This window comes from Paenibacillus sp. FSL K6-0276, from assembly GCF_037977235.1.
In the GTDB taxonomy this organism is placed as follows: Bacteria; Bacillota; Bacilli; order Paenibacillales; family Paenibacillaceae; genus Paenibacillus_AQ.
Genome location: NZ_CP150276.1, coordinates 3,564,704 through 3,590,628, shown reverse-complemented (window position 1 = coordinate 3,590,628; position 25,925 = coordinate 3,564,704). Strand labels below are relative to the sequence as shown.

Below are 25,925 nucleotides of genomic sequence, written 5' to 3'. Positions count from 1 at the left end.
GCGCTTGCGCTGCATGTCTGGCTAACGTGCAGGATAACGCAATCATGGCTTTAAAGTTTGGCATGGTCCACCATAAATTATCGTACAACTTATCAGATTGGCTAGCATTTATATGGTAATATGATGGTAATTAAAGTAATTAAATTGTAGTGAATTTATATTAGGCATATCGAAAGGTGGGATACCAATGGGATACATACAAAACATACGAAAAAAAATTGGTCATGACAGGTTGATTGCTGTGGGCGCAGGTATCTTCGTTTATAAAGATGGAAAAGTGCTTTTGCAGAAGCGAAAAGATAATTTGTGTTGGGCATTGCATGGCGGTGTTGTTGAAATGGGTGAAAAAGTCGAAGACGCCGCAAAACGTGAGTTATTTGAGGAAACAGGCTTAGTTGCCAATAAACTTGAACTATTAGGGGTTTTCTCAGGTGATGATAGGATGTATACATACACCAACGGCGATGAAGTATACATGATAGGAATCATTTATGTGTGCAATGATTTTTCAGGGAAGTTATTATCAGAAACCGACGAAACTTTGGAAATTAAATGGTTTGACATTGATAATTTGCCGCAGGAAATAAACCCACCAAACATAAAACCTCTGGCAACATTCGTTGATTTTATTAAACGCACATAAATGGGAAGGGGATTTATTAGTTTTTCTGAGGAACAAAGTAAATAAAAGAGTAAGTTCTAACGAAGAATCCATTCCATTATCAGGAGTGGTTTTGTGCTTATATATTGATATATTTTTTGTGGTCAACTGTACTTTTGTGTTTGGATATATTACGGTGAACTTGTAGAATTACGGTCATTGCGTTAACGGAAAACGATAGTGGAATAGCGGTTGCTTCGGCAGCCGTTTTTTTATTTGCTCAACGAAAGGGCAGGATAATTTAGTTATATCCATACTTTACCTCCACTTACATGGTAAAATACACCAAGTAAGTTCTGCTCTTATAAACTGCTTATGGCCAAGAGTTCTTTGCGTCTTACATCTGTCCATATTTTTGATGATATTTTTTTCATTCAAAACATTTAGTTGAATCAAATACCTTAACTAGAAGGAGTAAATGAAATGATAGAATTATCTAAAGAAGAGTACGCTAACGTTTTGCCGCTGCTGAAAAATCTAGCGTATGAACCTGTGTTCGCATATTCCGTTATTGACCAAAATCAATCTGGAAAAGTGTTTGTTGATTCCAGCGTAAATCCTACCTGCAGTCTTATTATCAATTCATATGGACAATATTTTTTGGCCAGGAGTGGAGACAATGAACGCTTCATGAATGATGTAGTTGGTTTTTTGCTAAATGATCAAAACCATTCAAATTACTACGATCTTTATGCTTCAACACCAGAACTATTATTTCAAATTAGCGAAAGATTAGCGGGAAAGACTGTATTATTACACCGATCTTCTTTTACTTTCGATCTATCCAAATTCCAACATCTAAAAACCCTTAACGCATTGCCAGAACAATTTGTACTGGAACGAATGGACGATACGCTGTTCGATAAATATAAGAATGAAATGGACTCCTCATATGACTCGCTATGGAGTTCGGCACAACAGTTTATGGATCGAGGGTTTGGTTATTGCGTTCTGAAGGATGATCATTTTGCAAGTATTTGCAATTCTTTTTTTGTAGGTAGAGGGTACGCAGATCTCGATATTGTAACCGTGGAGGAATACCGGAATCAAGGGTTAGCATCACTTACGGGTACAGCTTTTATCAAACATTGTTTGAACCATAATTTAGTACCGAATTATAATTGTGACGCAGGTAATCAACGATCGATCCAGTTAGCGACAAAGTTAGGGTTTGTGAAAAACAATAATTATCCAATGTTATGGTGGCATCAGGATCAGAGTATAATAAGTGATTATTTGCAAAGATTCAATTATTCAAACCATTCAATCGAGTAGCACAAGGAGTTTGTTGTTACGCTAACGGGACACGTTTGTTGAATAGCCAGGGAGCAGATTACTGCGGTAGCTGCTCCCTGTTTTCATTGAAGTAACGGGCAGTTTAATTCAAGAGAAACTAGGATGGATTTATGTGGTAAAATATAAATATTTGATATATTAGGAGGAAACCTGTAAATGTATGATATTTGTATTAAAGAAATTACAAAGGATAATTGGGAAGAAGCATTTGAGCTATCAGTACACGAGAGCCAAAAAACTTTTGTTCCTAATGTTGCAGAATCACTAGCGTTTGCTTATATAAAACCTTGGGATGAGGCTTTAGACCCTTATGTTTTGTATGAGAATAATAGAATTGTTGGTGCGTTTTATATTAGCTATACACCAGACAGTGAGGATAATTATTGGATTTGTGGATTTCAGATTGATAAGGCACTTCAAGGTAAAGGGTACGGAAAACAGTCTTTAAATAAAATTATTGAATTTATAAAAGAAAAACACCGTAAATGTAAGGTTATATCTTTAACAGTAGAGAAAGAAAACAAGCAAGCTATCGATTTATATGAGAAAGCGGGGTTTATAAGCCAAAATCAAGTAAATAGCTATCAGCAACCTATATATAAGTTAAAGCTTGAATAATTAATACTTTCCATTATTCAACTCCCATGAAAATTAAATTAGCTCTAAACCTGAAAAAGAGCATAATTTTTCATCTTCTGTGGTGCAGTGCCGCTCTTGCGCTGCATGAATGGCTAACGGGCAGGTTACCTCAATAAACTAAGTGATGGATAAAATGTAAATATAAGAGTTTTATCCTAAACTATTGGAAAATATTGTGGTACAATGTCCTTATTCGGTTGTTTCAAGGGGAGGGAAGATACCGTGCTAAATACTCAGGATATTGCAATAGAAGCATTAAATTGTTATTCAATTACTTATCAATCAATAGCTCATATTGGCCAAAATGCAAACACCATCTATAAAGTGACAGATAAAGAAAGTAACTGCTACAGTTTGCGAATACATCTATCAAAAAATGATTCGATGGAAAGTATTTGGTCTGAGGAAAAAGTCATCCATTCAGAAATGATTTGGCTGGAATCATTAACAAATGATACTGATCTGGTGTTGCCATCACCTATAAAAAATAACATTGGTGAATATGTTACTAAGATAGCCGAAATGAACTGTACATTGGTAAAATGGGTTGATGGTGAGCAAAAACAATTTGTTCCAACAGTCAATGATGCCGAGTGCGTAGGCGAATTGATCGGAAAGCTTCATAAACAATCATCTTTTTGGAAGATTCCGCCATCATTTACTCGACCGTCCTTTGATACTTCTAGAATTTCACAATCATTAGAAAAGCTCAAACAGCTTGCTAACGGTGGTGAGCTCAATAAAAATGATGTGGAAATTCTGCAATTGGCCGGAGAGTGTGCAATTTTAATGATGAACGACATAGAAAGAACACCTGGCAATTGGGGGATAATTCACGCAGATTTGATTCCAAGTAATTTTGTGTTTCATGAACAAGAAGCTAGAGCCATTGATTTTGGAGCTTGCGGGTTCGGATATTATTTATTCGATTTAGGTTGGACACTTTCTTATATCCACCCAGCGTTCAGAAGCCAGTTGCTAAAATCATACGAAAAACAATTCGACCTGCCTCATAACTATGTTCAACAATTGGAAGGCTTCTTTTTAGCAGCCCAACTCGAAACAATGAATTTTTGGCTTGGGTTGCCTGAATCTAATGAGTGGTTACCCAGTCACATTAGTAAATTAGCAAGTCGGGAATTTAAGTTATATGTAAATAAAGAAGAATTTCTCTTAAGTGGTACTCCTTACTGGGAGTAGTTTGTTCATCTAACGGGGAACGTTAGTTCAATAAAGCAAAGGCAGTCTAAAACTATACGTTCTTTGAACAATGAAAAAAAGGATCAACCAGAATGAACTGGTGTTTTTGGTTTTATAAGTATTTCTGTAGGAGTTGTATCGTAAGTAACTTCCGTCGCGCCAGTTATATAACACAATAAAGCTATTGGCTGTTATGAGGTAGAGGGGTTATAGAGAGAAATATGATTTTAGAATCTGATAAGGCTTTTTAACTTGGAATTTCCTTAACGTTGTAAATCCGCATTTTCCTGACGAACTCCCTAGATGAGCTGTTAAATTGAAGTTCACAACGGTAAGACTCCATCAAGTATACAATCGGGAAAGCGAACGTAAGCTCTTTTATACTGCATGTACGTGCGCAATGCATCGGCTTTTGCTTTATAAGACAGGGGAATGTACGCCATTTATTCAGGCACTGAGTACGACCTTGTATGAGGTAGATCAAAGCGTTGCAAGATAGCTCAATAAAACAGTGGCAGTCTAGGATTTTTTTTCCCATCCAAGGCTGCCGCTGTTTCTATTATTGGGGTCAGTATAGTTTCATTGGTAAACTATTGACTTCATATCTTGTCGGTATGGATCACCAATCCCAAACTGTAAGAGCTATTAAAATAGATAACACCATAATAGGCAATAACATGATACATAGTGAAACAATTGATGCAATAAATTGAAATATGACACAGAACTATTACACTATTATTGACTAAATCTCCATATAGGTGTATTATTACACTACAACAAGAGGGAGGAGATCATTTGGATAAAAAAGAGTTTATTAAACTGGTAAATGCTAAAATAAAGCTCATCCGTATTGAAAACGATTTATCACAGGACAAAATGTCTGAAATTATCGGTTTATCAAAGAAAACATTAGTAGAAATCGAAAAAGGTAGAAGCACCCTCACATGGGCAGGTGCAGTTTGTGTCGCAACGCTTTTTGAACATAGCGAGATTATCCAGATGACGTTTGGGGATGCTGTTAACGAAATTATCAAGACAGTCGCTTTTACACATTACACCAATAGTCCCCCCAAGACTCTAGGAGGGAAAGTATGGTGGCGACAAATAAGAGAGTTAAATGGTTATAAAATACAACAAAATGTTCTTTCTCAACATTATAGAATGCTAGATAAAGAGAACGGTAGAATATGTAGTTCATTTGAATTGGATGAAATCGAAAAAAGATTTACGGAACTGATAAAATCGTTGGAGTAGACTTACTGAAAATTATTGGATTCATAGCAAACTCTGATATCAAACAATGGAAGGAATTGAGTAATATGAAAAAAGTGACCATCACAACACTAGCTATCGTTATGGCAATGGGATTTTCAACTTATACATTTGCAAATACAAATACAAAACCTGAAGTCTCCAAAGAGGAGCTAACGTATCTCAAATCAATTAATCCAAGTATTACAAGCACAAAAGTGGATTCGCTAATGAAACAAAGAAACCAATTAGACGAACTGTATAAACAATTTGAGAAATTAGAACTAGATTATGGAATTCTCGTTGATAATACAAAAGATCCAAATAAAGAACCGAAAATTCTGGATGACTTAACAGCAGAGCAGTGTGAAAAACACTTTCAGTTGAGCGACAAAATTTGGAGTGAAGAGCTACGGTTTTTAGATGCTCAATATAAAGCTGGTCTCATAAAGGAAGATGATTATAAATTGGATAAGAGGAATTTCGAAGATTTAAGAGAAAAAGATTCATTAAATAACGCTAGTTGATGCCACACGGGATTTTGAATATGACAACTGTCAGAGGACAAGAACATACACACATAAAAAGTCGCCATAGTGGCGGCTTTTTTGTATTCGTTTGAAGGGTCTTGACCATGGTTTCTTCAAAATTATCAGTAATACGATTGTATAGTGCTGAAAAAGGAGAAACATTAATAAAAAGGCAGTTATCTTCAACTACCTTCTACTAATGGTTATTAAGAAAATCAATGTGCTTTATAATATCTCGATTGGATACTCAAATCAAGATGAGATAGAACTATGGGAAATGTTGAATTTGAATGGCGATATATTAATAACTAGTCATGATTAACCTATCTGATTACTATAGTTTTCTTGCTTTGATTACAAAAGTTACAGGAAGCATCTTTGCTTTTTTTGCAAAATCGTCGTTATCGTCTCGCGATTGCATAATTTCATCATCAGATTGCTCAATCATTTCTTCAATGACAAAACCCGCTTTTGAGAGCGCATTCACATAAGTTGATAGTTTACGGTCCGATAGTGTTAGCGTACTTTCGTCAAGAGATACCGAATACCAAGATTCATCGAAATAACATTTTTTAAAAACAAGCATATCATTTTCTGCAACAACACATTTGTGTATAGGGTGAGACCAACTGAAAATAAATACGCCGTCTTTTTTTAGGTAAGAAGCAATCCTGCTAAAAGTACCCTCAAGGTCGGTTGTCCAGCCTATCGCATAAATCGAATAAACAAAGTCAAAATAATCTTCAGGTATGCCACATTTTTCTTCCATGGGAGAATAGATTAATTTTGCTGAAAGACCGCACGCCGTCAAATATTGCCTTGTCTTTTCGATTTGGTTTTCTGATAGATCCATACCCCATAGTTCAGATGCTTTGCGTTCCCCGTGATATTGCAAAGATTGACCGCTTCCACAGCCTATCTCCAGCATCTTTTTTCCTGAAACATCGCCAAAAAGTTGGCATTTTTCTTCTGAGACAAATGCTCCATATAAAGGAAGTGCGGTTGCTCCTAAAATATCATTTCCTTTTGTATCCCAAAATAAGCTGTTTGTTTCATGAATAACATTCTTGTCCATGTCGACCGAGATGGCGCTGCCAACCTCGCCAGCGCCTATAATGTTTGTTCTATAAACAGAATTCTTATCCATGTCGGTACCATCCTCCAATATAAATAATATGAGTCTAAACGTATATCCCGACTTGCGCGTTATCCAAATAACACATATCGAACACGAACACTCTGCGCTATTGATCCCCAAATAATGTACCATTTTTCTATGAATACATCCACCTAAAATCTTCCATCCGGCATCCATTTGATCTCGCAGACTTATTACGCTAACGGTCAGGATACTTCAATTACTGTAAAGAAAATTAACCTTGCAGATGATCGAATACTCACCTAATATGGAATAATGTGGATGCCATTTTCAGGAGGGGAAGTATGATTTCAGTCAGTCAAATGAAATTCGAAGATTCTTTTAGGCTACGTGATATTGATCGTTCAGAAACGATAGATCTCATCTATAAATGCAAGAACGGATTTCTTGAGGAAATTATGGCAGAGCATGAATGCCCTAATTGGGTAGAAGACGAATATAATGAAATTATTTCACGGTATGAGCATGAACTCAACAACGGTGGGACGGCGTTCGGTGCGTACAATGGGGATAAATTGGTTGGATTCGGTGTCTTAGCTAATAAATTTAGAGGGAAAGAGCATAACCAACTTCAGATAGATCTTATGTATGTAACCCGCGAGTACCGCAGACAAGGAATAGCTAGCCGAATATTGGACGCGTTAAGTAAAGAGGCAATTGAAAAAGGAGCGGAGTACTTATATATCTCCTCTACTGAAACTGAATCCGCCGTAAAGTTTTATTCAAGTCATGATTCTAGAATCACGTCAGAAGTTGATGAAGAGTTATTTGAAAAAGAACCAAATGACATACATATGATTAAGAGACTTTGAAACTTAACTAGCTGAAGACAATAGATCAATCACGAATGACGGCAGTCGGCCATACGATCGGCTGCAGTTTTCACATAAACCGTAAGCACTTCCAGCGACAGACTAAGGGTAAAATGTGAAGCGATAGCAACACGGATATAAATTGCAATATATGTAATTATAAAGGATGCTTCCAAAAGCGTGGATTTCATTAATAAAAATGATAATGGAAAGTTGGAGGATTATGTTGAGTGAAGTGTTTTTGGTAAGTCCAACTATGGAATTAAGGAATGAATACCTCTTATTCTATCAAGAGTGGGTAGAAAGCGGGGAAGATATGGTTCCTTGGGTCATAAGTAAAGACCCTTCAGATTTTAAAGCGATGGTTCAATCTTTAGTTGATTCTTCAACAGGAGAAGGTCTTCCAGAGGGATGGGTACCTGACACAACATTTTGGTTAGTAACAAACAATAATAAAATTGTAGGTGCTGTGAACATTAGGCATAAATTGACACAAAAACTGCTGAACTGTGGTGGGCATATAGGTTATGGAATCCGCCCATCGGAAAGACGAAAAGGATGTGCAACTAAATTATTAGCATCATCATTGGAAAAAGCAAAGGAACTAGGGATAAATAAAGTCCTTGTTGTTTGCGATGAAAGTAATTTAGCATCTGAAAGAACAATTCTAAAGAATGGCGGAGTAGCAGACGCAAGATATGTGGAAGAAGACGGAAACGTTATAAAAAGATTCTGGATTGATGTGTAACAAGACCTAGTGTTTGATAAAAGAGAAGTTCAATTAAAGAAACCACTCCATTGCGTCAGGAGTGGTTTTGTCTTTATGACTGATAAATATTTTGTGGTCAAATTGCACTTTGTGTTTAGATACATTACGGTGAACCGCATCATAAAGTGTGTGAAGTCGCTTAACTAAAGGAGAACGCTAGTTTAATCAATATTCTAAAACCTCCTATTAGAAGCAAACTAGAATTAATTGCTCTAGTAGGAGGTTTTATTATGATTTTAAGCGAACTTTGGCGTCATTATGAAGCGGACAAGTGACTCGAGGGGTTTAGTCCGAATACATTGAAGGCACAGATGCGGAAGGAAATAATGTGGGGGTTTGGGGAGCGATGAGTGACTTGAGTGGAAATTTTGAAAGGTGGAAGGAAGGAGGTAAATATTTAGCAGAATACGAAGTTACTGACGATTCACTTCCTCCAAATGGATGGACGAAGTGGACTATCCCTGCATTCAAATATGTTGTGTCTAAATGTACGCAGGAGTCATATCAAGACGTTTTGAAACACATGCTTTCGAACTACGTGCCAAAGAACAATTATGTAATTTCCGGAGCAATTCAAGAGTTTTATAATCCAAAAGATAGTAGTGGAGAATTGTATTTATACTTTCCTGTTGTTTCCACGACAGTTTCTCCTTGTTGTTGTTAAGCGATAGGGCAGGATAGCTCAATAATTTCACGAATACTCTACATATAGAGTTATTTAAGAAGTTCGTTAATAATCCGTTATCTGAAATCACAATAAAACCAAATTGGATGGTGAAAAGATTTGAAAGAAAGAATTATATTATCTCAGGCAACTTTAGACGATGTAGAATTCATTGTTGATAAAAAAACTTGCACTTCCTTATGGCACTTCGAAGATTCTATTTCATCCGATAAGGAAGCAGTTAGGAAGAATGTAGTAGAAAAAATTAATAGTGATTGGTATAAACAATACATAATAAAGCTTGATGATCCAAAAAAAACACCTATAGGAGAACTGCATATTCATTGGTATGTAAAAGAGCGTGAAAGTTGGGAAATTGGTTATTGTATCTTTCCTGAATATCGAGGGCATGGATATTCTGTAGAAGCTGCAAAAATAGCGTTGAAGTATGCTTTTGAAGATTGGAATGCGCATAAAGTGGTTGCTATGTGCAATGAATTCAATATCGCTTCATACAAGGTGTTGGAAAGGACAGGAATGGTCAGAGAAGGGGTATTTAGAGAAGAACTATCCTGGCAAGGTAAATGGGTAAATCAATTCTTTTACAGTATACTGGACAGTGATTATCGAGAAATGAATCTGTAAGGGCGGATGTGCTTGAAAAGTGATTTTACACTAGTTTTTTGAAGGAAGCTTCTTAGCTGCCGCTTTCCGAGCGTTGAAGCATATCATATTAAGCTCCCATGAAAATTAAATTAGCTCTAAACCTGAAAAAGAGCATAATAAAATAGACTCAGAATAACACTTTTTAAAAAAAGGTTGAGCCTCTTGAGTAATCATATAGAGATTGTTAGATCTATTAAGCACAAAAAACATCATATAGACAACAAACAAAAAGGCAAGGCTGGTGCAACAACCAAAAAAAGGATTAATCCCCCATGAGTGCTACCCATATAGGGTGCGACATTCTGTGATGCACCGTGGTGGTCGGAGTCAGACTAACGGTTGGGCTCTATGGCACCATAGCTTATCGACCTTCTTCGCCAGCCGTACAAACAGTATAGACAGGGGTACCCATTTTCATCCTCTGTGGTGCAGCGCCGCTCTTGTGCTGCATGAATGGCTAACGGGAAACTATAGCACAACGACAACAGGCTGCCGGCATAATCGGCAGCCTGTTACGCTAACGGGCAGTAGAATACAACAAGGAAGGTAAGCGAAATGTAAAAACAATTTGACATTATTTCTGCGTTGTTTTATGATTCTAAATGTAAAAAGTTTTTTACATTTAGAAGGTAAGGTGATTTTTTATTGAAGAATAACATTAGGGATATTAGAAAAAGAATGAAGATATCTCAAGAAGACCTTGCAAATAAGTGCGGCGTTACAAGACAAACCATTAATGCCATTGAAAATGATAAATACGATCCCACGTTAACTTTGGCATTTAGATTATCTTTTCATCTTGAAACTACAGTTGACAAATTATTTACTTTCGAGGAGGACTCAAAATGAAACTGCGTAAAGCTGATGAAATGGAACAATGCCAAACTGAAAAATCCGCCAAAAATGCATATATATTTTTTACCCTAGCATTGTTAGTTTGGTCTTTATTCAACTTTTTCACTAAAGGTGAAACAGGTTGGGAATTTCCAATCTTGATGATAGGTAATACAGTCTTCTTGTGGTCAAAAGTTTTCTATAAAAGAAAAACGCAATGACAAAGACATGTTCGTTATTGAGCTCCCATGAAAATTAAATTAGCTCAAAACTAGTAAAAGAACATAAGAAAGAAGACCCAGAAAAACACTTTTTAAAAAAAGGCTGAGCCTTATGTGTACTTAAATAAAGTTAGGCAGACAGAAAAACAACAAACTTCGTTCTACAATCACTAAAGACTAGGCTGGTGCAAAAACCAGAGTAGGATTAATCTCCCATGAGTGCTTCCCGAAAGGGAGCGACAATCTGTGATGCACCGTGGTGTCGGAGTCAGACTAACGGTTGGGCTCTATGGCACCATAGCTTATCGACCTTCTTCGCCAGCCATAGTAGCAGTATAGACTGATTTTCCCATTTTCATCATCTGTGGTGCAGCGCTTGCGCTGCATGTGTGGCTAACGGGCAGGTTAGTACCAATGGACGTTGTACAAATTCAAATATAATCATTTTCATGTTAGTTCATACCAAGTGTTGTACTGTTAAGTTATGAATAAGAGTTGAACACTTGTTTTGATAACGGAGAGCAATTAATAAAATAAAAGACAAAGGGCTATCCAGCGGATGGCTGCCTTTAAGAAAGAGAGTATTTATGCAAATAGAATCGCTTATTTATAGCGATAAGTTGTGGCAAGTCGTTGCTGAGTATGCGCAGAATTGTTCATGGAATGCAGGAGTCAATTTAGCGAAACAAATGAAAAAATGCCATTTTTCAGACTGGGAAAGAGTTTTTGCAGCACTTGATGGTGATCACATTGCTGGTTATTGCACTTTAGCAAAAACCGACTGTATACCTGATGTTTCCTATACACCTTATATCGGGTTTGTGTTTGTGGGAGAGCAGTACAGAGGCAATCGATTAAGTGAAAAGTTGATTTTATCTGCCTTGGCATACGCGAAGGAACTGGGTTTTGATAAGGTATACCTTGTCAGTGACCATGTTAATTTGTACGAAAAATATGGTTTCGTGAAGATAGATGAGAAAGAAGCACCTTGGGGAGCAATGGAGACCATTTTTATGCACCTGACGTAACGTGCTGCTATCTATCAAAGAACCACCCCGAAAGGGAGGGACTTAAAACTTGCCGTTACATATAGCGCGGTGAACCTTATCGAAAATAAGGTAAAGGTCATTCCGCTAACGGAGAACGTTAGTTGAATAGCACATATTATTGAGCAGGCTGCCGAAGCCTGCTTATTTTTGTTAACCTAACGGGCAGGCTAGCGTAAACAAAATGATCAAAAGTATTAACCATACGTAGTTAATTACATTTCGGGATTAGCGCAATGATCTTCGGCAGCTTCGTTTGGTTAACGGGGGTAGTTTAAGTAAATGTAAATATTTACTTGCGAACTAATGTTCGGTATAATAAACTTGATTCCATTACAAAAAGGAGATGTTGGATATGTATAAACACATTAAAGATTTTGCCGCAACTTGGCAGAATGAAACGGAAGCAACAATGCGGACACTGGAGATGCTGACCGACGAGTCTCTTGGCCAACAGATAACAAGCGATCATAGAACGCTTGGACGTGTTGCATGGCACCTTGTACAGACGTTGCACGAAATGCCATCTCGGACGGGACTGTCTTTCGAAGGACCGGGCGAAGATATGCCGGTGCCAGCTTCGGCAGCAGACATCGCGTCAGTCTATAAGAGGACCTCACAAGCGCTCCTTGATGCTATACAGTCCAGTTGGAAAGATGAGAATCTGCTTATCATGAGCGATATGTATGGTGATCAATGGCCAAACGGCTTAATGCTGGATATTCTCGTAAAGCATGAGATTCATCATCGTGGTCAGATGACAGTCCTGATGCGTCAGGCAGGCCTTCGTGTGCCGGATCTTTACGGCCCGACAAAAGAGCAGTGGGCCGAGTACGGAGCGCTACCTCCAGTAATTTAGAGTAAGATTATATCCGCTTTGGCCGTTTGGCTATAGTGGGATTTATAAGTATTTTATCATAGGATTGAAAGTGGTGGCTTGAATCATAGACAAGAGGATACCATCGGACTGAAACTGTTGATTCTATTGAACTACCATGAAAGAACGGGTCAACTTTCATGCTCTGTGGTGCATTGCAGAGCATGCATGGATGGCTAACGGGTAAGTTGAGCCACGCGGATTGAGGTTAAGATTTATTGAACTACCATGAAAGAACGGGTCAACTTTCATGCTCTGTGGTGCATTGCAGAGGATGCATGGATGGCTAACGGGTACGTTAGTTGAATAGCACATATTATTGAGCAGGCTGCCGAAGCCTGCTTATTTTTGTTAACCTAACGGGCAGTATAACGTAGTGGCATTCTAGATAAAGATATAGCTAGGAATTCCGATAAATGCTAATAAATATTGTTATATAAAACAATCGCAGCTTTTAAATTACTAAAAGGGTTTTTTTCACGCGTAATATCGCTCCAAGTAATGCTCAAACTCAATAGACGCCTGCGTTTGGGCAAGTTCTTCAATCAATCTGCTTCGGTCCCACAGCGTAACGCCAAGTTTGCGCGCTGTTTTGGCGGCGGGCGCCGTTAAGGTGGAGTTCGTGACCACCATTGCCTCATTGCAATCATAGAACGATTTGCCCGCAAAGACTTCTTGCACAGCCGAAACTCCAACGGTTCCGCTGTACCTCTTGCATTGGACGGCGATTTCACTTTCACCTTTCATGATTATCAAGTCCACGCCATAGTCGCCGCTTGCTGGCGTTAATTTCACCATATATCCTTTCCGTCGGAATACGTCCGCTAAAAAAAGCTCAAATTCCACGCCTTCCATTTTGTCCACCTCGTGGATGTCAGAAGCTATGAGTATGTATTCTTCGAGTATTCGCTTTTTATAAGCAGTAACTATTGATATCTGCTTTTCTGCCTCAATTAAAACATCGTCATTAATTATCTTACGGTCTGGCGGTACCAATTCGGGAATTAGCTGTGGTTCGGGCATTTTCATCTCGTCGTCACGCCAAAAAAAGATAAATATTATTACGATGAAAATGCTGGCAGATATCCAATAATCGTCAAAACCCTTATAAAACTGCCAACCCAAGAAGCGTTGTGCTAAGGCTTCTACAGAAATTAGCGCTATTTGTATAAAAATCGAAGCCCACCATCCCATGACGCCAAACATCAAACCCACGCCAAGTATGCATGCAAACATTTTCTTCGCTAGATATTTGACGAGCTCTGAAGCAAGATTGTCCTTGTATTTTCTCATGATGACTTTGTTTTCATCTATTATTTTTTGAAAAGAAGTGCGGTACTTCAGTTCTTCCGCTTTATAGATGCGTTCAATCTCGCAGTCCACGCAAAATGCCATGATTTTGTTGTTCTCGATTTTCTCAAACATCTCTTCTTTATGTATTGGACAGTGCCTTTCCATATGCTCTCCCCCTTTCATCTTTCAGTATATCACGCGCTGGTTTTATTCCTTGTTAAATTGTTGATTTTCTGATAAATCTAACGGGAAACTTTAGTTGAATGATACACAATAATGAGCAGACGCTACGGTAGCCTGCTGTTTTCGTTGAAGTAACGGGCAGCATAGTTAAACCAATATTGCTAGCTTTCAAATGTAATTGACATGAGTCTAATTGAGTGGATAATATTGGTCTATAGCAGAAGACCGCACAGGAAAGTGCCGAGAAAGCCTAATCCGACTCTTCACATTTGAAATATTTTCAGAAAGGGCAGTGAACCTCTTGTATAAGGTGCTCATTGATACTTGTGTTTGGCTTGACATGGCCAAGGATTATCAACAACAAGCAACACTAGCAGCTCTTAATGATTTAATTCTTCAAGGTGAAATTGAGTTGATTTTGCCGAGAACCATAATTGATGAATTCGCACGAAATAAAGAGCGTGTAATTGAACAAAGTAGTCGAAGTATCTCCAGTACTCTAAAAAGAGTAAAGGACGTTGTTGAAAAATTTGGCGATCCACAACAAAAGAATGTGGTTATATCACAACTTAACGATGTTGACCATCGTTTGCCTCTTATAGGCGAGGCAGCAATCGAAACAGTTAGTTGGATTGATAAGATCTTTAACAAGAGTTCAATTATTGAAATCTCAGATTCAGTAAAGATTAGAGCTGCACAGCGTGCTATTGAAAACCGCGCCCCCTTTCATAGGCAGCGTAATGGAATTGGTGATTCAATTTTAATAGAAGTTTATTCGGACTTGATTAACGAAGAAGATGCCTCTGGAAGTAAATTTGCATTTATTTCCCACAACACTAGTGATTTCAGCCATCTAACAGCAAGTAAGAAGTTGCCTCACCCAGATATAGAAAATTGTTTTGCTATTTCAAAATCCTATTATTTTATTTCCTTAAGTGAGGCATTACAACACATCCAGCCCGAACATATTGAAGAGTTAAGCGATGAGTATTATTGGAACGAAGAGCCAAGGAGATTAACTGAAATCATCAAGGAAATTGACGAACTAGTAACCAAGGTCTGGTACAATCGACATCAGATCAGACGAGAAAAAATTGAAGCTGGACTCATTCTTATTGTGGAGAAGGAAGACTTCCCCATAAAAAATCATGCTACTCGACCAATTCAGCGGAATATTTGGGAAGGTGCACTTGAAGCGGCAGCTAAGGTGGAGGAAAGATTTGGGCTAGAAAACTTGGGACCATGGAATGATTTCGAATGGGGAATGATTAACGGTAAACTGTCAGCGTTACGATGGATCCTAGGTGATGAGTGGGATATGCTGGACACCTAAGATTGACCTGTTCTTAAGAGCTCAATTTGTTGGCGCTGAGTATTGCCACTTACATATAAGTTTTAGGTTAAAAAGCTTATATGGATATTTCCGCATTATTTGACATCAAAACTGGGTGAACTAACGAGAAACGTTAGTTCAATAACAGCAATCTAGAACTTGATTTCCAGCCCAAGACTGCCGCTGGTTTATATTGAATTCAGTCTAATATTAATTATTCGGGAGTTTGACGGTGTTGCTATTCAGAAATTCGCATAGAATCTCAACGAATCCAGTCTAAAGCTTTATTTTTTTCGGACAATTCATTCACCTTATTAAGTTGAGAGGAATTTAGATGAATTTTTTGAATGCCATTAGAATTCAATTCACTAAAAGAAGGACTGGTTTTCATCAGAAGAACAATTAAGACTTGGACAATCGGAATTTTGGTCCTTCTTGGAGTTTTTCAGGTACTCTCCTGGGAGATTAATGTATCCGAGCGCATTTACGGGAAGCTAGACCGTTATAAAGGCTATGAGCTGCGCGAAGAAAAGCATGAAGAATTATCTAAAAGAGCATACGCAAATGGTCGTCTATGGGGAGATGTCACGGCTGAGGGATATGAAGCTGGCGGTGTAGAGGACACCTTTTATGAGAAAATGTCAATCGAAGAGTACCGCAAATTGGCAGGAATGTTATTGGACGAGAGAAAATTGGACTTTTATTGTTGGGGAGCTGATGATTGCGGAGATCTTCCGACAACAGAGCAGCTTAATGAGTGGTTCGGTGCTAATTGGGGCTCCAAGAATATGCCGGTCAATGCATTCAGGTCGGGATTTATTGATGCCTTTGTTGAATACCTGGATTAAATCAAGAGTGAACTGGGGGAATCAAATTGCCAGGTTTAAGCCAAGCAGTCGACATTAACAATCCCAAAGCAGTTGTAAGAAAAGTGTTCAAAGATGCTATAAGGAATTCCATATTCTTTGGAGTTGCAGCACTTATCGTGGCATACATAATCACCGGGCTAGAGTGGAGGATTTTCGGATTAATTCTGGCTATTATTATCGCAATTCCAATCGGAATCAATATTGTGAAGTACGTGATTCTGGACTTGCCTTTGACGATACTTGCAACGGTAGTTCTTGTATGGGAAAAATCCAAGAATAAAGCCGCTGCGAATGCAACGTCGATCTATTTCATATCTTTACTTGGCAACGTAATTCAATTTTTCGAGAATACCATCGGACTAATCATTATCTGTTACCTGTATCGCGCTTATTATGACAAAGATTTACTTGGAATTTTACGATTCTTCGGCATAAACTAAGAAGTTCGGATAGGATAAAGGAGGGCTCTCGACTCTATGTGAAACTGGGAGTTTAACTTTTCTAGACCACTTGTAGACTTTGGTGAACAGGTAGTTTTGGAGTCTGCATGATTGTGCGACGACCATGTGACATATTTGTTACGCTAACGAGAAACTATAGCTCAATAACACCAGGACGAAGCTACCGACATGAATCGGCAGCTTCGTTGTGCTAACGGGCAGGATAATGTAATATTCCATCATGCAACCGGCGAAATATTCGGTTTCATGTTCAGTTCTTGGGTAAATTAGCTCAATAAATTCTATAAATAAGATTATCTATGGTATAATATGTAAATATATTTTAAAAATACTAAAGCGTTATGAAATGGTGGACTAAACGAATGGAACGTACAATTCAATTAATGGAAACCCATTTAAATATCGATCTTGGAAATTCGCCCTTTTTAAAATTAGATAAAGGGTTGCAAATTCCATACTCTTCGATTAAGGGGATAACAACAGGTAGACCCATACCAAATGCTTTCAAGCTTTATGGTGCTTCTTTTGGAGGAAAAAGAAATGGATTATTTAGATTCAATGGAGGTTATCATCTCTACTTTTTTAATAATGAGGTTGATACCCTTCATTTTGACTTGAATAATTTTCTTGTTGGTAAATTTAAAATATCAAAGTTAATCATTGATGTTAAAAACCCTGAAGAAATAAGTAAAACTATCTCCGAAAGATTGACGTGATAGTTCAATACCGAAAGGTCTACCGCACTGGCTTTTCTCAACTAACGGGCAGTATTCGATAACAAAAATCCATGATCTAATAACAATTCTCCATTTATCTCCTATTGGAAAAAGGATATATTGTTTTCAAACAATAAGATTATAGGATGGTGATGTAAATGGAAAATTGCCTTATTTGTAATCGAATCAATATGATAAAAGAAGATACAAATAAGTATTTTGTAGCAGAATTAGAAACAGGGTACGTGGTAATAGGAGACCACCAATATTTCGAAGGCTATACACTATTTCTATGCAAAGATCATAAGTGTGAACTTCACGAACTAAATAGAGAATTTAAGGAAAAGTATCTTGTGGAAATGAGCATAGTATCTGAAGCCGTATTTAATGCTTTCAAACCAGATAAGTTAAATTATGAACTTCTTGGCAATGGTGATTCTCATATGCATTGGCACATTTTCCCGAGAAGACTGACTGAACCAACCCCAAAGTTTCCTGTTTGGTGGACACCTAAAGAAATCATGTATGCAGATGATGTTAAACCCAGCGATGAAGCATTGGAGGCAATGAAGAAAAAGTTATTACATGAGTTGAACTTTTTAATATTTAACTCCCATGAAAATAGAATCAGCTCAAAACCTGAAAAAGAGCATAATAAAGAAGACCCAGAATCACACTTTTTAAAAAAAGGCTGAGCCTTATGTGTTCTTTAATAAAGTTAGATAGAGCGAAAATAACAAACTTCCTTCCACAACCAAAAAAGGCTAGGCTGGTGCAAAAACCAGAGTAGGATTAATCTCCCATGAGTGCTTCCCAAAAGGGAGCGACAATCTGTGATGCACCGTGGTCGTTGGAGTCAGACTAACGGATGGGCTCTAAGGCACCATAGCTTATCGACCTTTTTCGCCAGCCATAGTAGCAGTATAGACTGATTTTCCCATTTTCATCATCTGTGGTGCAGCGCTTGCGCTGCATGTGTGGCTAACGGGACACGATAGTTGAATAACACACAAAATTGAGCAGGCTACAGAAGCCTGCTTATTTTTTTTTTAGCTAAAAGGCTTGATCGAGGAATCAATGGATAGCTGGTGAGGGATATAAAACAGCGGGTGGCCAAAGGCCATCCGCTGTTCTGCTTAATGTACATGCACCTGTGTATTCATCCGTAACTGCTGCAGCTGTGAATCCCATGTGATCGAAAGATCGAGTCCCTTCTCGAAGAGTTGATAAGGAGCAGCGACAGCACCTGTTAAAGAAGATACAGATTCAGGGAGCTCGATAGCTTGGTCATCCACTAGAATAATACTGTCCCCACCGCGAAACGTGAAGGATCGGCCTTCATATGCAATCGTATAGGAAAGTGTGCCCGATGGATCTTGATTGGTCGCAAACTGAGCTCCGAGTGCTCGGGTAATCGTAGTTATCGGGATATGAACTGTATTTGCACTCACTCGCGGAGCAAATATCGAGTTGATCACTTGTCCATCAATCATGATGTCTACAGCAATATTGGTCTTAATCGGGAGATAGATCATGTCATCGGGTGAATCTGCCGTTGCGCCAACTGAATTAAAATGGTTGCCGCCCCAACCCCATACTTCGCCGCGTTCAGAGATCGCCTGATTGTGGTAGGTTCCTGCGCTGATCGATTTGATCTTAGGTAAGCCGTTAACCTTGCCTTGCTTGCCTGTAACCGTTCTTCCATAGCTATATACATCGCCTGCTGTCGTTAGGAACAGTGTGTAAAAGCTAGCTGCTCGTACTTCTTTAACAGTCAATTTAGGTTGAACGGGAGTTAGCTTTCCCTTGGCGTCCAAAGTCCTGACTTTGCCTTTCTTGTCTAGCGCGTATAAGGCTTGCTCATTTGAAGTGACGGAACGAATATTGGATAATCCTTTCATCAGTACAGGCTTAGTAGGAGTCTTAATATTGGAATTGAACATGAGTGATGGTTCATTCCAGCTCCAAACGGTGCCATCCCGTTTCACGGCATAGATTTGGTTGTTGAATACATGTATCTGCACTACATTCGCAATGCCGCTCACAGCAGCAGGCTTCCGAACGCTGTTCGTATCATTCTTATTCAACTCACGCTGCCACGACCATACGCTCCCGTCTTGACGAAGCGCTACACCGAAGTCCGAACCTGATGCAACAGTAACTGCATTTATAATTCCTGCCACCTGCTGAGGCAGTACAGAATGGATCGTATTGTCATCTGAATGCGGTGCTGTTCCCCATGTCCACACCGTTCCATCCGCCTTAACAGCGAGATTGTGTCCGTTTCCGCTAGTAGCAATATGCTTGATATCCGACAACAAGCTTAGACGAACAGGCCCGTCTGTTTCCGATATGGTAACGGTTTCTTGTATCCCTATTTCGCCTAATAGGTTGCGTCCCCATGTCCATACCGAGCCGTCCTTGCGAAGAGCGATCGAGTAATAATTACCTGATTCGACTTGCGTGAATTGCAAGGCATCATGGATTCCTTTCTCCGAAGCAGAAGCGGATACGGGAATCGCTGTCCCGACAAGCACAATGATCATGGCGATGATCAGCGGCTTAAAGGCAATTGATGCTGCGGAATGCCGGATTGGTGAAGATTGAGTCTTGTAGATTGAATTAGGCAATCTCATGGAATGTCCATCCCTTTCGTAAGATTAGTATGAGTAGGTATATACTAGGTAGACGCAAGTTGTTGTAAAAAAGTTCCAAAGGGTATTTTGGGGTGAATGAACTTTGATCCAAGTAGCGGCAGCAATCATTGAGAACGATGAAAGTCAGGTCCTCATCGCTCGACGTCGACAGGTTAGTCGTAAGCGAGTATGTGGGAGTTTTCAGGCGGTAAGTTGGAGCACGGGGAATCCGTTGAAGTGTGCTTGAAGCGAGTTTATTCAATACGATTCGGCTTGATTCTTGTACGGCAATGCCGGCATCGATCGGCAGCCGTGTTGTGCTAACGGGCAGTTTAGACTTCCATGAATAAAAGAGGTATTTATGGTATTATATGTGATTATGGATTATGAAATAAATTGATTATTTGAAAATGGGGGAATCAAAATATGGAACGTAAAATTCAACTAATGGATACCTACGTAAATATCGACTTTGGAAACTCACCCTTTTTAAAATTAGATAAAGGGTTGCAAATTCCATACTCTTCAATTAAGGGAATAACAACAGGTAGACCGATACCAAATGCTTTTAAACTATATGGTGCTTTATTAGGAGGAATGAGAAATGGGTTATTTAGAGCAAATGGTGGTTATCAACTGCACTTTTTTGAAAATGAGCTTAAAACTCTTCATTTAGATTTGAATAGCGTTAAAGTTGGTAAGTTCAAAATATCAAAGTTGATCATTGGTGTTGAAAATCCTGAAGAAATAAGTAAAAACATTTCCGAAAGAGTGAAGTGATAATTTGTTGATGAACTGTTCTTTGAACTCCCATGGAAGAACGCAATTACTTCCATAATCTGTGGTGTCGCGTGAGCGACATGGATGACTAACGGGACACGATAGTTGAATAAGCAGGCGCTGCGAGTGTATTCTTCCAAGCCTGTGAATGCTTCGCCGGATCATTTTTCTGCCATTGGTCGATATGTATATATGGAGAACCAAGGGTGTAATCAATGCATTACCGATACAGGAGGACTGGAGAAGTTCATTTTCACCGTTCGTAAATATCTAACTAGAAAACGGCTGCCCTTAAAAGGGAGGCCACTGAAAAAGTCCTTATCTTATAAACAGGGATGGCCTTCCTCAAGAAAACGAGGAAGGCCATCCCTGTTTTGCTGTATACTGGTTGTTTTAATCTAGGTGGTGTCTTGGATGATTTCAAACCAACCAACATAAAGATGCTGGAATGTACGGCAGAACATAAAGAACAAGAAATATTTCAAAAAAGCGATGATTTCAATCAGAGATCGAGAGAGCGCCCTCGTTCAATACAAGAATCATCTACTGTTGGCATCCTATATGGTCTTATTTTATTTATACAGTTAATATAAGTAAGGAATAAATGTGTTTGTTTTTTTACGGTAACGCTCGAAATCATCGCCATATTTCTCAGCAAGGTGCTTATCCAGCATTGGAATATTGTAGAACGCGAAGAAACAGAACAACCATAGTGGCACGAGCAATGCCCAAGCGTTCCATGCGACGAGTGCCATCGCAAGCACCCATAACACATCGCCGAAATAATTAATATGGATCGAATAGCGGAAGTAGCCGCCTGTGTACAGTTTTCCTTTATGTTCAGGATTTTGTTTCCATTGATGACGAAGCCATTCGGCATGCGAATTTAGGAGTGAACCTATGATGAAGATGACGACAAATACAATGTCCCATCCATTCAACGGCTTGTTATGGGTCAAGCTGAGAAGAGGAATAACGATATAATACAACGAAAAAGCCGTCGGAACACTAAACGCCTCCTGCCATGACATAGGTCTTCTTAAAAGAAAAAACATCGTAAATTTCATCCGAACGAAAACGATTAAAATAAGGATGAATAGAAGAAAATTCCGTCCTGAGTCACCATTCGTTAAGTTCCAATGAAATACAGCATTTAAAACCTCCACGCCATCAAAAAAAAGCAGCCAGCCGGAAATTGCCAAAATAATCGTCTCCAGCGTGAATAAGGTAAGGCGAGGGTACCAATAGCCCGTGTTTTGATTGTACAGAGTTTTCATGTTGCGCCTCCTAGTTATGAAATTATATTATATGATATTTCAAAACTTATTATAGCTCAACTTTATTTGATTCGCTATATAATTTTGAAATTTGACATCGCGATCGTTAAAAATTAAAGTTGGATAGTAGGGGTGATCGCAATTGAACGGATTTGAGAGACGAACGGAACAGAAGAAACAGCTTATATTAGCCATAACGAAAGAGAAGCTGAACCATGACAGGTTTCATACAGCAACGATTAAAGAAATAGCCAAGGAAGCAAAAGTATCTCAAGTATCCATTTATAATTATTTCGGTAGCAAGGACGAGCTGTTATTTGAAGCTATCGGCGAAATGATGGAGGAACAGCTGAAGAGATATGAGCATTTATTAGAAGACCAGATGCCTTACCCAAAGCTCATGTATACGGTAATGATGGAGGAAATGAAATTTATTAAGGTCATTAATGACTGCATGAAGCAATCTGCTGATATTGTTGCGATGCAGGAGAGAGTGGATCGGTTTCTGGAGATGAAGTTCATTCCGTTTCTGTTGAAGCTTGTTCAGCGTGGGCAGGAAGAGCAGTATATGGCTGAGGGCTTGAGGGAAGACGAACTGCTCTTTTATTTCAACATGTACCAGAAAGCGATGAACCAATTCCAAGAGACTGGCCGTTCCGATCATGCTGTTATTTCCGAAGAACGCTTTATTCAATTTTTCTTCAAAGGTCTTATGGGGGATATGCGGGATGCTAAAATAGAAAAGAGGTAATTATTGATTTGAAAAATAGCTTGATTTTAATTTTTAATTTTGGTTAATTTGTAATGACACTCATCTGAGATCGGAATTCATTTATATGAGAGTGGAGATCTAATTTAACAAACAAAAAGATAGATTAATTTATAATTTAAAGAGTGACTTGTCTAAAAAACAGGTTGCTCTTTATCATTTTAAAGAAAGGACTGAAACAGAGCTGTTCTTACCATGCTGTAATTCTGTAGATGTTATTGAACTCCCATGGAAGAACGCAATTACTTCCATAATCTGTGGTGTCGCGTGAGCGACATGGATGGCTAACGGGAAAACGATAGTTTGATGATAATCACTGATGAGCAGGCTGCGGCAATCTGCTCATTTTATTAAGCTAATGGGCAGGATAGTTTAGTTATACCTGATATTTACCTTATATAATAAAACTTCCCATGGTTAACTAGAAGTAATGTGAACATAAAGACAATAGGGGGATTTGTGATTTCTAATGAAAATATAGATATTGATGAAATAGACCTATTGACTGGGAGTCCGAGTGATTAATTCTTCGTCTTACCCTACTTAAGCTCCGCTGGTGCAACAACAAAAAAAGGACTAATCTCCCAAGAGTGCTACCCATATAGGGTGCGACATTCTGTGATGCGGGTAGTTATGCTCAATAGGAAGGAGAATACTAGATATTAAGCAAATTGGTAATTGTGCCCTGCGTTTTTAAAGGAGAACCCTTAAATTGGAGGAATTTAGATGACTTTTGAGTATGGAAAACTTACATATTTAGAAATAAAAGAAAAGATTGATGAAGGTTACATGGCAGTTCTTCCTACTGGATGTACTGAACAACAAGGTCCACATACAAGTGTTGATTTTGATACATGGCTTGCATCCGAATTATCAATTTCTGCTGCAGTAAGAGCTAACGAAAAATATGGTGCGAAATATCTGGTTGTTCCCACTATTCCGTATGGTCCAACACCAGAACACAGAAATTACGGTTATGGCTTTATAGATATTCCGCAGGATGTATATGAAGGTTTGATTTATTCTGTATTAAAGTCACTTGCTCAGCAAGGATTTAGGAAAATTGTGATTTTCCGAGGTTGCGGAGGTCACCATTTAAACAATGTTGCAGAGAGGTTTAATAACGATTTTAAAGGGGGTTCGGTTGCTGAAATTCCGCACTATCCGTTTTACGATGTCTGGTGCAAATATGGAGACCCAAATTTACCTGGAGGGCATGCTGATAGTTTTACCACTTCGCTGGCATTGTTTAAGAGAAAAGAAACTGTAAGGGAAGACAAAATTTATAACCCTTACAGTGAAGAGCCGGATTGGGCAGACCCTAATCTGGATTTTTCTAAATACTCTAAAACAGGTGTTATTGGTGACCCAACTCAAGCAACAGAGGAACTAGGTGAGAAGCTCTGGAACAGCACTGTGGAGGCGGTAGCTGACACTTTTAGGGATGTAGCGTTTAAATAATGTTTTGGGGAATAAGAAGACTACCAGTGATTACCAAACTAAACTCCCTCGGGAACTATAGCTTTATATGGACCACAACTAGGTAACCCGATAATTGGAAAAAGAAATATGATGTTCCATTAAACTACCATGAAAGAACGAAATAATTTTCATCCTCTGTGCTTCATTGATGTTCTTGCAATGCGTGCATCACTAACGGAGAACGATAGCTCAATAAACACGATAAGGCAGCCGGTCAGTCAACGCGATCAGCTGCCTTTATTCAACTAACGGGCAGTTTAGTTTAAGGAAAAAGTCTATTGATACATAGGAATGAATTTGATGGATTGGACGAATGTGAGCGGCTAATGCCTCTCTGAATACCATTACAGAAATGATCAGTAAAGGCTGATTAACCTCGTACCAAGTATAGCTACAGACAATCGTAAGGATGTAAATTGAGTGCCATTCCAAGTCATTAGGTTTTCGACATACCCTAATGTATCGGAGTTAGAAGTACCAATAATACGTTGAATAGCAAGTAAATCATAACCCATACTTTTTTCGTTTGTAACTATGGGATATAATGCACCTAAAGCAAGAACCTCACCTTTGATTGGTTGCTTAAGTTTACCATTTTCGTTGTAATATTGTGATAAGTAGTCATAGCCTTTATTACTAATGTCTATTGTAAACAACACGTCAAGATGAGGACTTCCTACGCTCACTTTGTAAAAATCTTCATAATTTACATTGAACTTATACTCTTTATTATATTTTTCAACATCAAACATTTCATGTAGAATGTTATTCTTGAAGGAATAAATATAAAAAATACCATATCCGCCGCTTCCTCCAGAATCAATACTTACTAAAATGTCCTGTACATTATCCTTAGAAAAATCCCCAAGGAATAGCCTAGCACTATATCCCGCATTGTTTTGAAGATTTACCGTTGTACTTTGATTAGAATGTCCATCTTGAATAATAAGCGTAATATTATCTGCAAAGATTCCATTGGATTTATTTCCATATAAATACACGTTATCAATTATTCCGTCCCCATTTACATCGCCTTGTTTCATATCAAGCAAAGATATTTTTCTTAAATGAGTATAGTTACCATACGAATGCTTTTGAATTTGTTTGTACAAATTAAACATCCCCTTATCATAAGTCGAATACCCTATGCCTACAAATATGTAGGTTAATGACTATATGATTGTGTAGATGCCCATGTAGGAAATGAAAATTCATTATTGAGCAGCGTAGTTTATTAAACTCCCATGGAAGAACGCAATTACTTCCATAATCTGTGGTGTCGCGTGAGCGACATGGATGGCTAACGGGACACGTTAGTGGAATAGCGGTAGCTTCGGCAGCCGTTTTTTATTTGTTCAACTACCATGAAAGAACGGGTCAACTTTCATGCTCTGTGGTGCATTGCAGAGGATGCATGGATGGCTAACGGGCAGTTTAGTTGAAGATTAATTACGGAGAACCGTACCATAAATAAGGGCAAGTTTTTTTGCGGAATTCC

At 38.5% G+C, this 25,925-nt stretch carries 28 protein-coding genes; 23 read left to right on the top strand and 5 right to left on the bottom strand.

The genetic code is table 11. From position 1 onward, the window contains the following. The first annotated feature begins 187 nt into the window (after positions 1 to 187). From MHH52_RS16975 to MHH52_RS16950, 6 genes are all read left to right on the top strand, one after another. Positions 188 to 643 (top strand): NUDIX hydrolase, encoded by a 456-nt coding sequence (locus tag MHH52_RS16975; protein ID WP_340003723.1) that lies wholly within the window; start codon positions 188 to 190, stop codon positions 641 to 643. 441 nt (positions 644 to 1,084) lie between these two features. Then, positions 1,085 to 1,936: a GNAT family N-acetyltransferase gene (locus MHH52_RS16970; protein ID WP_340003722.1), complete on the top strand. Its 852-nt coding sequence runs from the start codon at positions 1,085 to 1,087 to the stop codon at positions 1,934 to 1,936. Positions 1,937 to 2,113: 177 nt separating this feature from the next. Beyond that, positions 2,114 to 2,575 carry a GNAT family N-acetyltransferase gene (locus MHH52_RS16965; protein WP_340003721.1) on the top strand — a complete coding sequence of 154 codons (462 nt, stop codon included), beginning with the start codon at positions 2,114 to 2,116 and terminating at the stop codon, positions 2,573 to 2,575. Positions 2,576 to 2,818: 243 nt separating this feature from the next. Beyond that, positions 2,819 to 3,796 carry a phosphotransferase gene (locus tag MHH52_RS16960; protein ID WP_340003720.1) on the top strand — a complete coding sequence of 326 codons (978 nt, stop codon included), beginning with the start codon at positions 2,819 to 2,821 and terminating at the stop codon, positions 3,794 to 3,796. A gap of 798 nt (positions 3,797 to 4,594) precedes the next feature. Next, positions 4,595 to 5,053, top strand: a complete 459-nt coding sequence (locus tag MHH52_RS16955; protein ID WP_340003719.1) for a helix-turn-helix domain-containing protein — start codon at positions 4,595 to 4,597, stop codon at positions 5,051 to 5,053. 65 nt (positions 5,054 to 5,118) lie between these two features. Then, positions 5,119 to 5,577, top strand: a complete 459-nt coding sequence (locus MHH52_RS16950) for a hypothetical protein (RefSeq protein WP_340003718.1) — start codon at positions 5,119 to 5,121, stop codon at positions 5,575 to 5,577. Between the two features lie 337 nt (positions 5,578 to 5,914). Here the strand turns inward: MHH52_RS16950 and MHH52_RS16945 are convergent, their stop codons facing one another. Further along, the gene (locus tag MHH52_RS16945) at positions 5,915 to 6,727 is read right to left on the bottom strand and encodes a class I SAM-dependent methyltransferase (RefSeq protein ID WP_340003717.1); all 813 of its coding nucleotides are present in this window, start codon (positions 6,725 to 6,727) and stop codon (positions 5,915 to 5,917) included. A 296-nt stretch (positions 6,728 to 7,023) separates the two neighbouring features. Here MHH52_RS16945 and MHH52_RS16940 point away from each other — a divergent pair, with 296 nt between their 5' ends. The 9 genes from MHH52_RS16940 (at position 7,024) to MHH52_RS16900 (ending at position 12,610) form a co-directional block, all read left to right on the top strand. Continuing rightward, positions 7,024 to 7,551 (top strand): GNAT family N-acetyltransferase, encoded by a 528-nt coding sequence (locus MHH52_RS16940; protein WP_340003716.1) that lies wholly within the window; start codon positions 7,024 to 7,026, stop codon positions 7,549 to 7,551. A gap of 223 nt (positions 7,552 to 7,774) precedes the next feature. Then, complete coding sequence (locus MHH52_RS16935; RefSeq protein ID WP_340009705.1) at positions 7,775 to 8,299, top strand: GNAT family N-acetyltransferase; 525 nt, start codon at positions 7,775 to 7,777, stop codon at positions 8,297 to 8,299. Positions 8,300 to 8,666: 367 nt separating this feature from the next. Further along, positions 8,667 to 8,984, top strand: a complete 318-nt coding sequence (locus MHH52_RS16930) for an AraC family transcriptional regulator (protein WP_340003715.1) — start codon at positions 8,667 to 8,669, stop codon at positions 8,982 to 8,984. 120 nt (positions 8,985 to 9,104) lie between these two features. Then, complete coding sequence (locus tag MHH52_RS16925; protein WP_340003714.1) at positions 9,105 to 9,629, top strand: GNAT family protein; 525 nt, start codon at positions 9,105 to 9,107, stop codon at positions 9,627 to 9,629. 325 nt (positions 9,630 to 9,954) lie between these two features. Next, positions 9,955 to 10,200 carry a hypothetical protein gene (locus MHH52_RS16920; protein WP_340003713.1) on the top strand — a complete coding sequence of 82 codons (246 nt, stop codon included), beginning with the start codon at positions 9,955 to 9,957 and terminating at the stop codon, positions 10,198 to 10,200. 95 nt (positions 10,201 to 10,295) lie between these two features. Then, a complete protein-coding gene (locus MHH52_RS16915; protein ID WP_340003712.1) occupies positions 10,296 to 10,499 on the top strand; it encodes a helix-turn-helix transcriptional regulator in 204 nt (67 codons plus the stop codon). Further along, positions 10,496 to 10,705, top strand: a complete 210-nt coding sequence (locus MHH52_RS16910; RefSeq protein ID WP_340003711.1) for a hypothetical protein — start codon at positions 10,496 to 10,498, stop codon at positions 10,703 to 10,705. Before MHH52_RS16915 ends, MHH52_RS16910 begins: the two co-directional genes overlap by 4 nt. A gap of 587 nt (positions 10,706 to 11,292) precedes the next feature. Beyond that, complete coding sequence (locus MHH52_RS16905; RefSeq protein WP_340003710.1) at positions 11,293 to 11,733, top strand: GNAT family N-acetyltransferase; 441 nt, start codon at positions 11,293 to 11,295, stop codon at positions 11,731 to 11,733. Positions 11,734 to 12,106: 373 nt separating this feature from the next. After that, positions 12,107 to 12,610 (top strand): DinB family protein, encoded by a 504-nt coding sequence (locus tag MHH52_RS16900; RefSeq protein WP_036683089.1) that lies wholly within the window; start codon positions 12,107 to 12,109, stop codon positions 12,608 to 12,610. Between the two features lie 495 nt (positions 12,611 to 13,105). Here the strand turns inward: MHH52_RS16900 and MHH52_RS16895 are convergent, their stop codons facing one another. Next, on the bottom strand, positions 13,106 to 14,053 hold the full coding sequence (locus tag MHH52_RS16895) for a restriction endonuclease (RefSeq protein WP_340003709.1): 948 nt from the start codon (positions 14,051 to 14,053) through the stop codon (positions 13,106 to 13,108). A gap of 343 nt (positions 14,054 to 14,396) precedes the next feature. On the opposite strand from MHH52_RS16895, the gene MHH52_RS16890 reads away from it, so the two are divergent. From MHH52_RS16890 to MHH52_RS16870, 5 genes are all read left to right on the top strand, one after another. Further along, the gene (locus MHH52_RS16890) at positions 14,397 to 15,437 is read left to right on the top strand and encodes a PIN domain-containing protein (RefSeq protein WP_340003708.1); all 1,041 of its coding nucleotides are present in this window, start codon (positions 14,397 to 14,399) and stop codon (positions 15,435 to 15,437) included. A 347-nt stretch (positions 15,438 to 15,784) separates the two neighbouring features. Further along, positions 15,785 to 16,285, top strand: coding sequence for a hypothetical protein (locus MHH52_RS16885; RefSeq protein WP_340003707.1), 501 nt, complete (start codon positions 15,785 to 15,787; stop codon positions 16,283 to 16,285). 26 nt (positions 16,286 to 16,311) lie between these two features. Continuing rightward, positions 16,312 to 16,746 carry a hypothetical protein gene (locus tag MHH52_RS16880; protein WP_340003706.1) on the top strand — a complete coding sequence of 145 codons (435 nt, stop codon included), beginning with the start codon at positions 16,312 to 16,314 and terminating at the stop codon, positions 16,744 to 16,746. Positions 16,747 to 17,129: 383 nt separating this feature from the next. Beyond that, complete coding sequence (locus MHH52_RS16875; protein WP_340003705.1) at positions 17,130 to 17,483, top strand: hypothetical protein; 354 nt, start codon at positions 17,130 to 17,132, stop codon at positions 17,481 to 17,483. Positions 17,484 to 17,674: 191 nt separating this feature from the next. Further along, positions 17,675 to 18,178, top strand: a complete 504-nt coding sequence (locus MHH52_RS16870; RefSeq protein ID WP_340003704.1) for an HIT family protein — start codon at positions 17,675 to 17,677, stop codon at positions 18,176 to 18,178. 441 nt (positions 18,179 to 18,619) lie between these two features. Here the strand turns inward: MHH52_RS16870 and MHH52_RS16865 are convergent, their stop codons facing one another. Then, the gene (locus tag MHH52_RS16865; RefSeq protein ID WP_340003703.1) at positions 18,620 to 20,119 is read right to left on the bottom strand and encodes a stalk domain-containing protein; all 1,500 of its coding nucleotides are present in this window, start codon (positions 20,117 to 20,119) and stop codon (positions 18,620 to 18,622) included. A 426-nt stretch (positions 20,120 to 20,545) separates the two neighbouring features. Here MHH52_RS16865 and MHH52_RS16860 point away from each other — a divergent pair, with 426 nt between their 5' ends. After that, complete coding sequence (locus tag MHH52_RS16860) at positions 20,546 to 20,899, top strand: hypothetical protein (RefSeq protein WP_340003702.1); 354 nt, start codon at positions 20,546 to 20,548, stop codon at positions 20,897 to 20,899. Positions 20,900 to 21,483: 584 nt separating this feature from the next. On the opposite strand, the gene MHH52_RS16855 is transcribed toward MHH52_RS16860, so the two are convergent. Further along, complete coding sequence (locus MHH52_RS16855) at positions 21,484 to 22,176, bottom strand: DUF1295 domain-containing protein (protein ID WP_340003701.1); 693 nt, start codon at positions 22,174 to 22,176, stop codon at positions 21,484 to 21,486. 142 nt (positions 22,177 to 22,318) lie between these two features. Between MHH52_RS16855 and MHH52_RS16850 the strand changes: the two genes are divergently transcribed. Both MHH52_RS16850 and MHH52_RS16845 read left to right on the top strand, forming a co-directional pair. Continuing rightward, positions 22,319 to 22,927 carry a TetR/AcrR family transcriptional regulator gene (locus tag MHH52_RS16850; protein WP_340003700.1) on the top strand — a complete coding sequence of 203 codons (609 nt, stop codon included), beginning with the start codon at positions 22,319 to 22,321 and terminating at the stop codon, positions 22,925 to 22,927. 744 nt (positions 22,928 to 23,671) lie between these two features. After that, positions 23,672 to 24,406: a creatininase family protein gene (locus tag MHH52_RS16845; protein WP_340003699.1), complete on the top strand. Its 735-nt coding sequence runs from the start codon at positions 23,672 to 23,674 to the stop codon at positions 24,404 to 24,406. 377 nt (positions 24,407 to 24,783) lie between these two features. On the opposite strand, the gene MHH52_RS16840 is transcribed toward MHH52_RS16845, so the two are convergent. Beyond that, positions 24,784 to 25,539 (bottom strand): VCBS repeat-containing protein, encoded by a 756-nt coding sequence (locus tag MHH52_RS16840; RefSeq protein ID WP_209445887.1) that lies wholly within the window; start codon positions 25,537 to 25,539, stop codon positions 24,784 to 24,786. Positions 25,540 to 25,925 lie beyond the last annotated feature (386 nt).

Excerpts from the sequence above, each read along its gene's own strand:
- MHH52_RS16860 (WP_340003702.1), top strand. The coding sequence starts at position 20,546 with ATGGAACGTAAAATTCAACTAATGGATACCTACGTAAATATCGACTTT.
- MHH52_RS16875 (WP_340003705.1), top strand. The coding sequence starts at position 17,130 with ATGGAACGTACAATTCAATTAATGGAAACCCATTTAAATATCGATCTT.
- MHH52_RS16870 (WP_340003704.1), top strand. The coding sequence starts at position 17,675 with ATGATAAAAGAAGATACAAATAAGTATTTTGTAGCAGAATTAGAAACA.
- MHH52_RS16970 (WP_340003722.1), top strand. The coding sequence starts at position 1,085 with ATGATAGAATTATCTAAAGAAGAGTACGCTAACGTTTTGCCGCTGCTG.
- MHH52_RS16900 (WP_036683089.1), top strand. The coding sequence starts at position 12,107 with ATGTATAAACACATTAAAGATTTTGCCGCAACTTGGCAGAATGAAACG.
- MHH52_RS16865 (WP_340003703.1), bottom strand. The coding sequence starts at position 20,119 with ATGAGATTGCCTAATTCAATCTACAAGACTCAATCTTCACCAATCCGG.
- MHH52_RS16935 (WP_340009705.1), top strand. The coding sequence starts at position 7,775 with ATGTTGAGTGAAGTGTTTTTGGTAAGTCCAACTATGGAATTAAGGAAT.
- MHH52_RS16945 (WP_340003717.1), bottom strand. The coding sequence starts at position 6,727 with ATGGATAAGAATTCTGTTTATAGAACAAACATTATAGGCGCTGGCGAG.
- MHH52_RS16975 (WP_340003723.1), top strand. The coding sequence starts at position 188 with ATGGGATACATACAAAACATACGAAAAAAAATTGGTCATGACAGGTTG.
- MHH52_RS16895 (WP_340003709.1), bottom strand. The coding sequence starts at position 14,053 with ATGTTTGAGAAAATCGAGAACAACAAAATCATGGCATTTTGCGTGGAC.
- MHH52_RS16910 (WP_340003711.1), top strand. The coding sequence starts at position 10,496 with ATGAAACTGCGTAAAGCTGATGAAATGGAACAATGCCAAACTGAAAAA.
- MHH52_RS16940 (WP_340003716.1), top strand. The coding sequence starts at position 7,024 with ATGATTTCAGTCAGTCAAATGAAATTCGAAGATTCTTTTAGGCTACGT.
- MHH52_RS16905 (WP_340003710.1), top strand. The coding sequence starts at position 11,293 with ATGCAAATAGAATCGCTTATTTATAGCGATAAGTTGTGGCAAGTCGTT.
- MHH52_RS16950 (WP_340003718.1), top strand. The coding sequence starts at position 5,119 with ATGAAAAAAGTGACCATCACAACACTAGCTATCGTTATGGCAATGGGA.
- MHH52_RS16885 (WP_340003707.1), top strand. The coding sequence starts at position 15,785 with ATGCCATTAGAATTCAATTCACTAAAAGAAGGACTGGTTTTCATCAGA.
- MHH52_RS16965 (WP_340003721.1), top strand. The coding sequence starts at position 2,114 with ATGTATGATATTTGTATTAAAGAAATTACAAAGGATAATTGGGAAGAA.
- MHH52_RS16930 (WP_340003715.1), top strand. The coding sequence starts at position 8,667 with ATGAGTGACTTGAGTGGAAATTTTGAAAGGTGGAAGGAAGGAGGTAAA.
- MHH52_RS16845 (WP_340003699.1), top strand. The coding sequence starts at position 23,672 with ATGACTTTTGAGTATGGAAAACTTACATATTTAGAAATAAAAGAAAAG.
- MHH52_RS16855 (WP_340003701.1), bottom strand. The coding sequence starts at position 22,176 with ATGAAAACTCTGTACAATCAAAACACGGGCTATTGGTACCCTCGCCTT.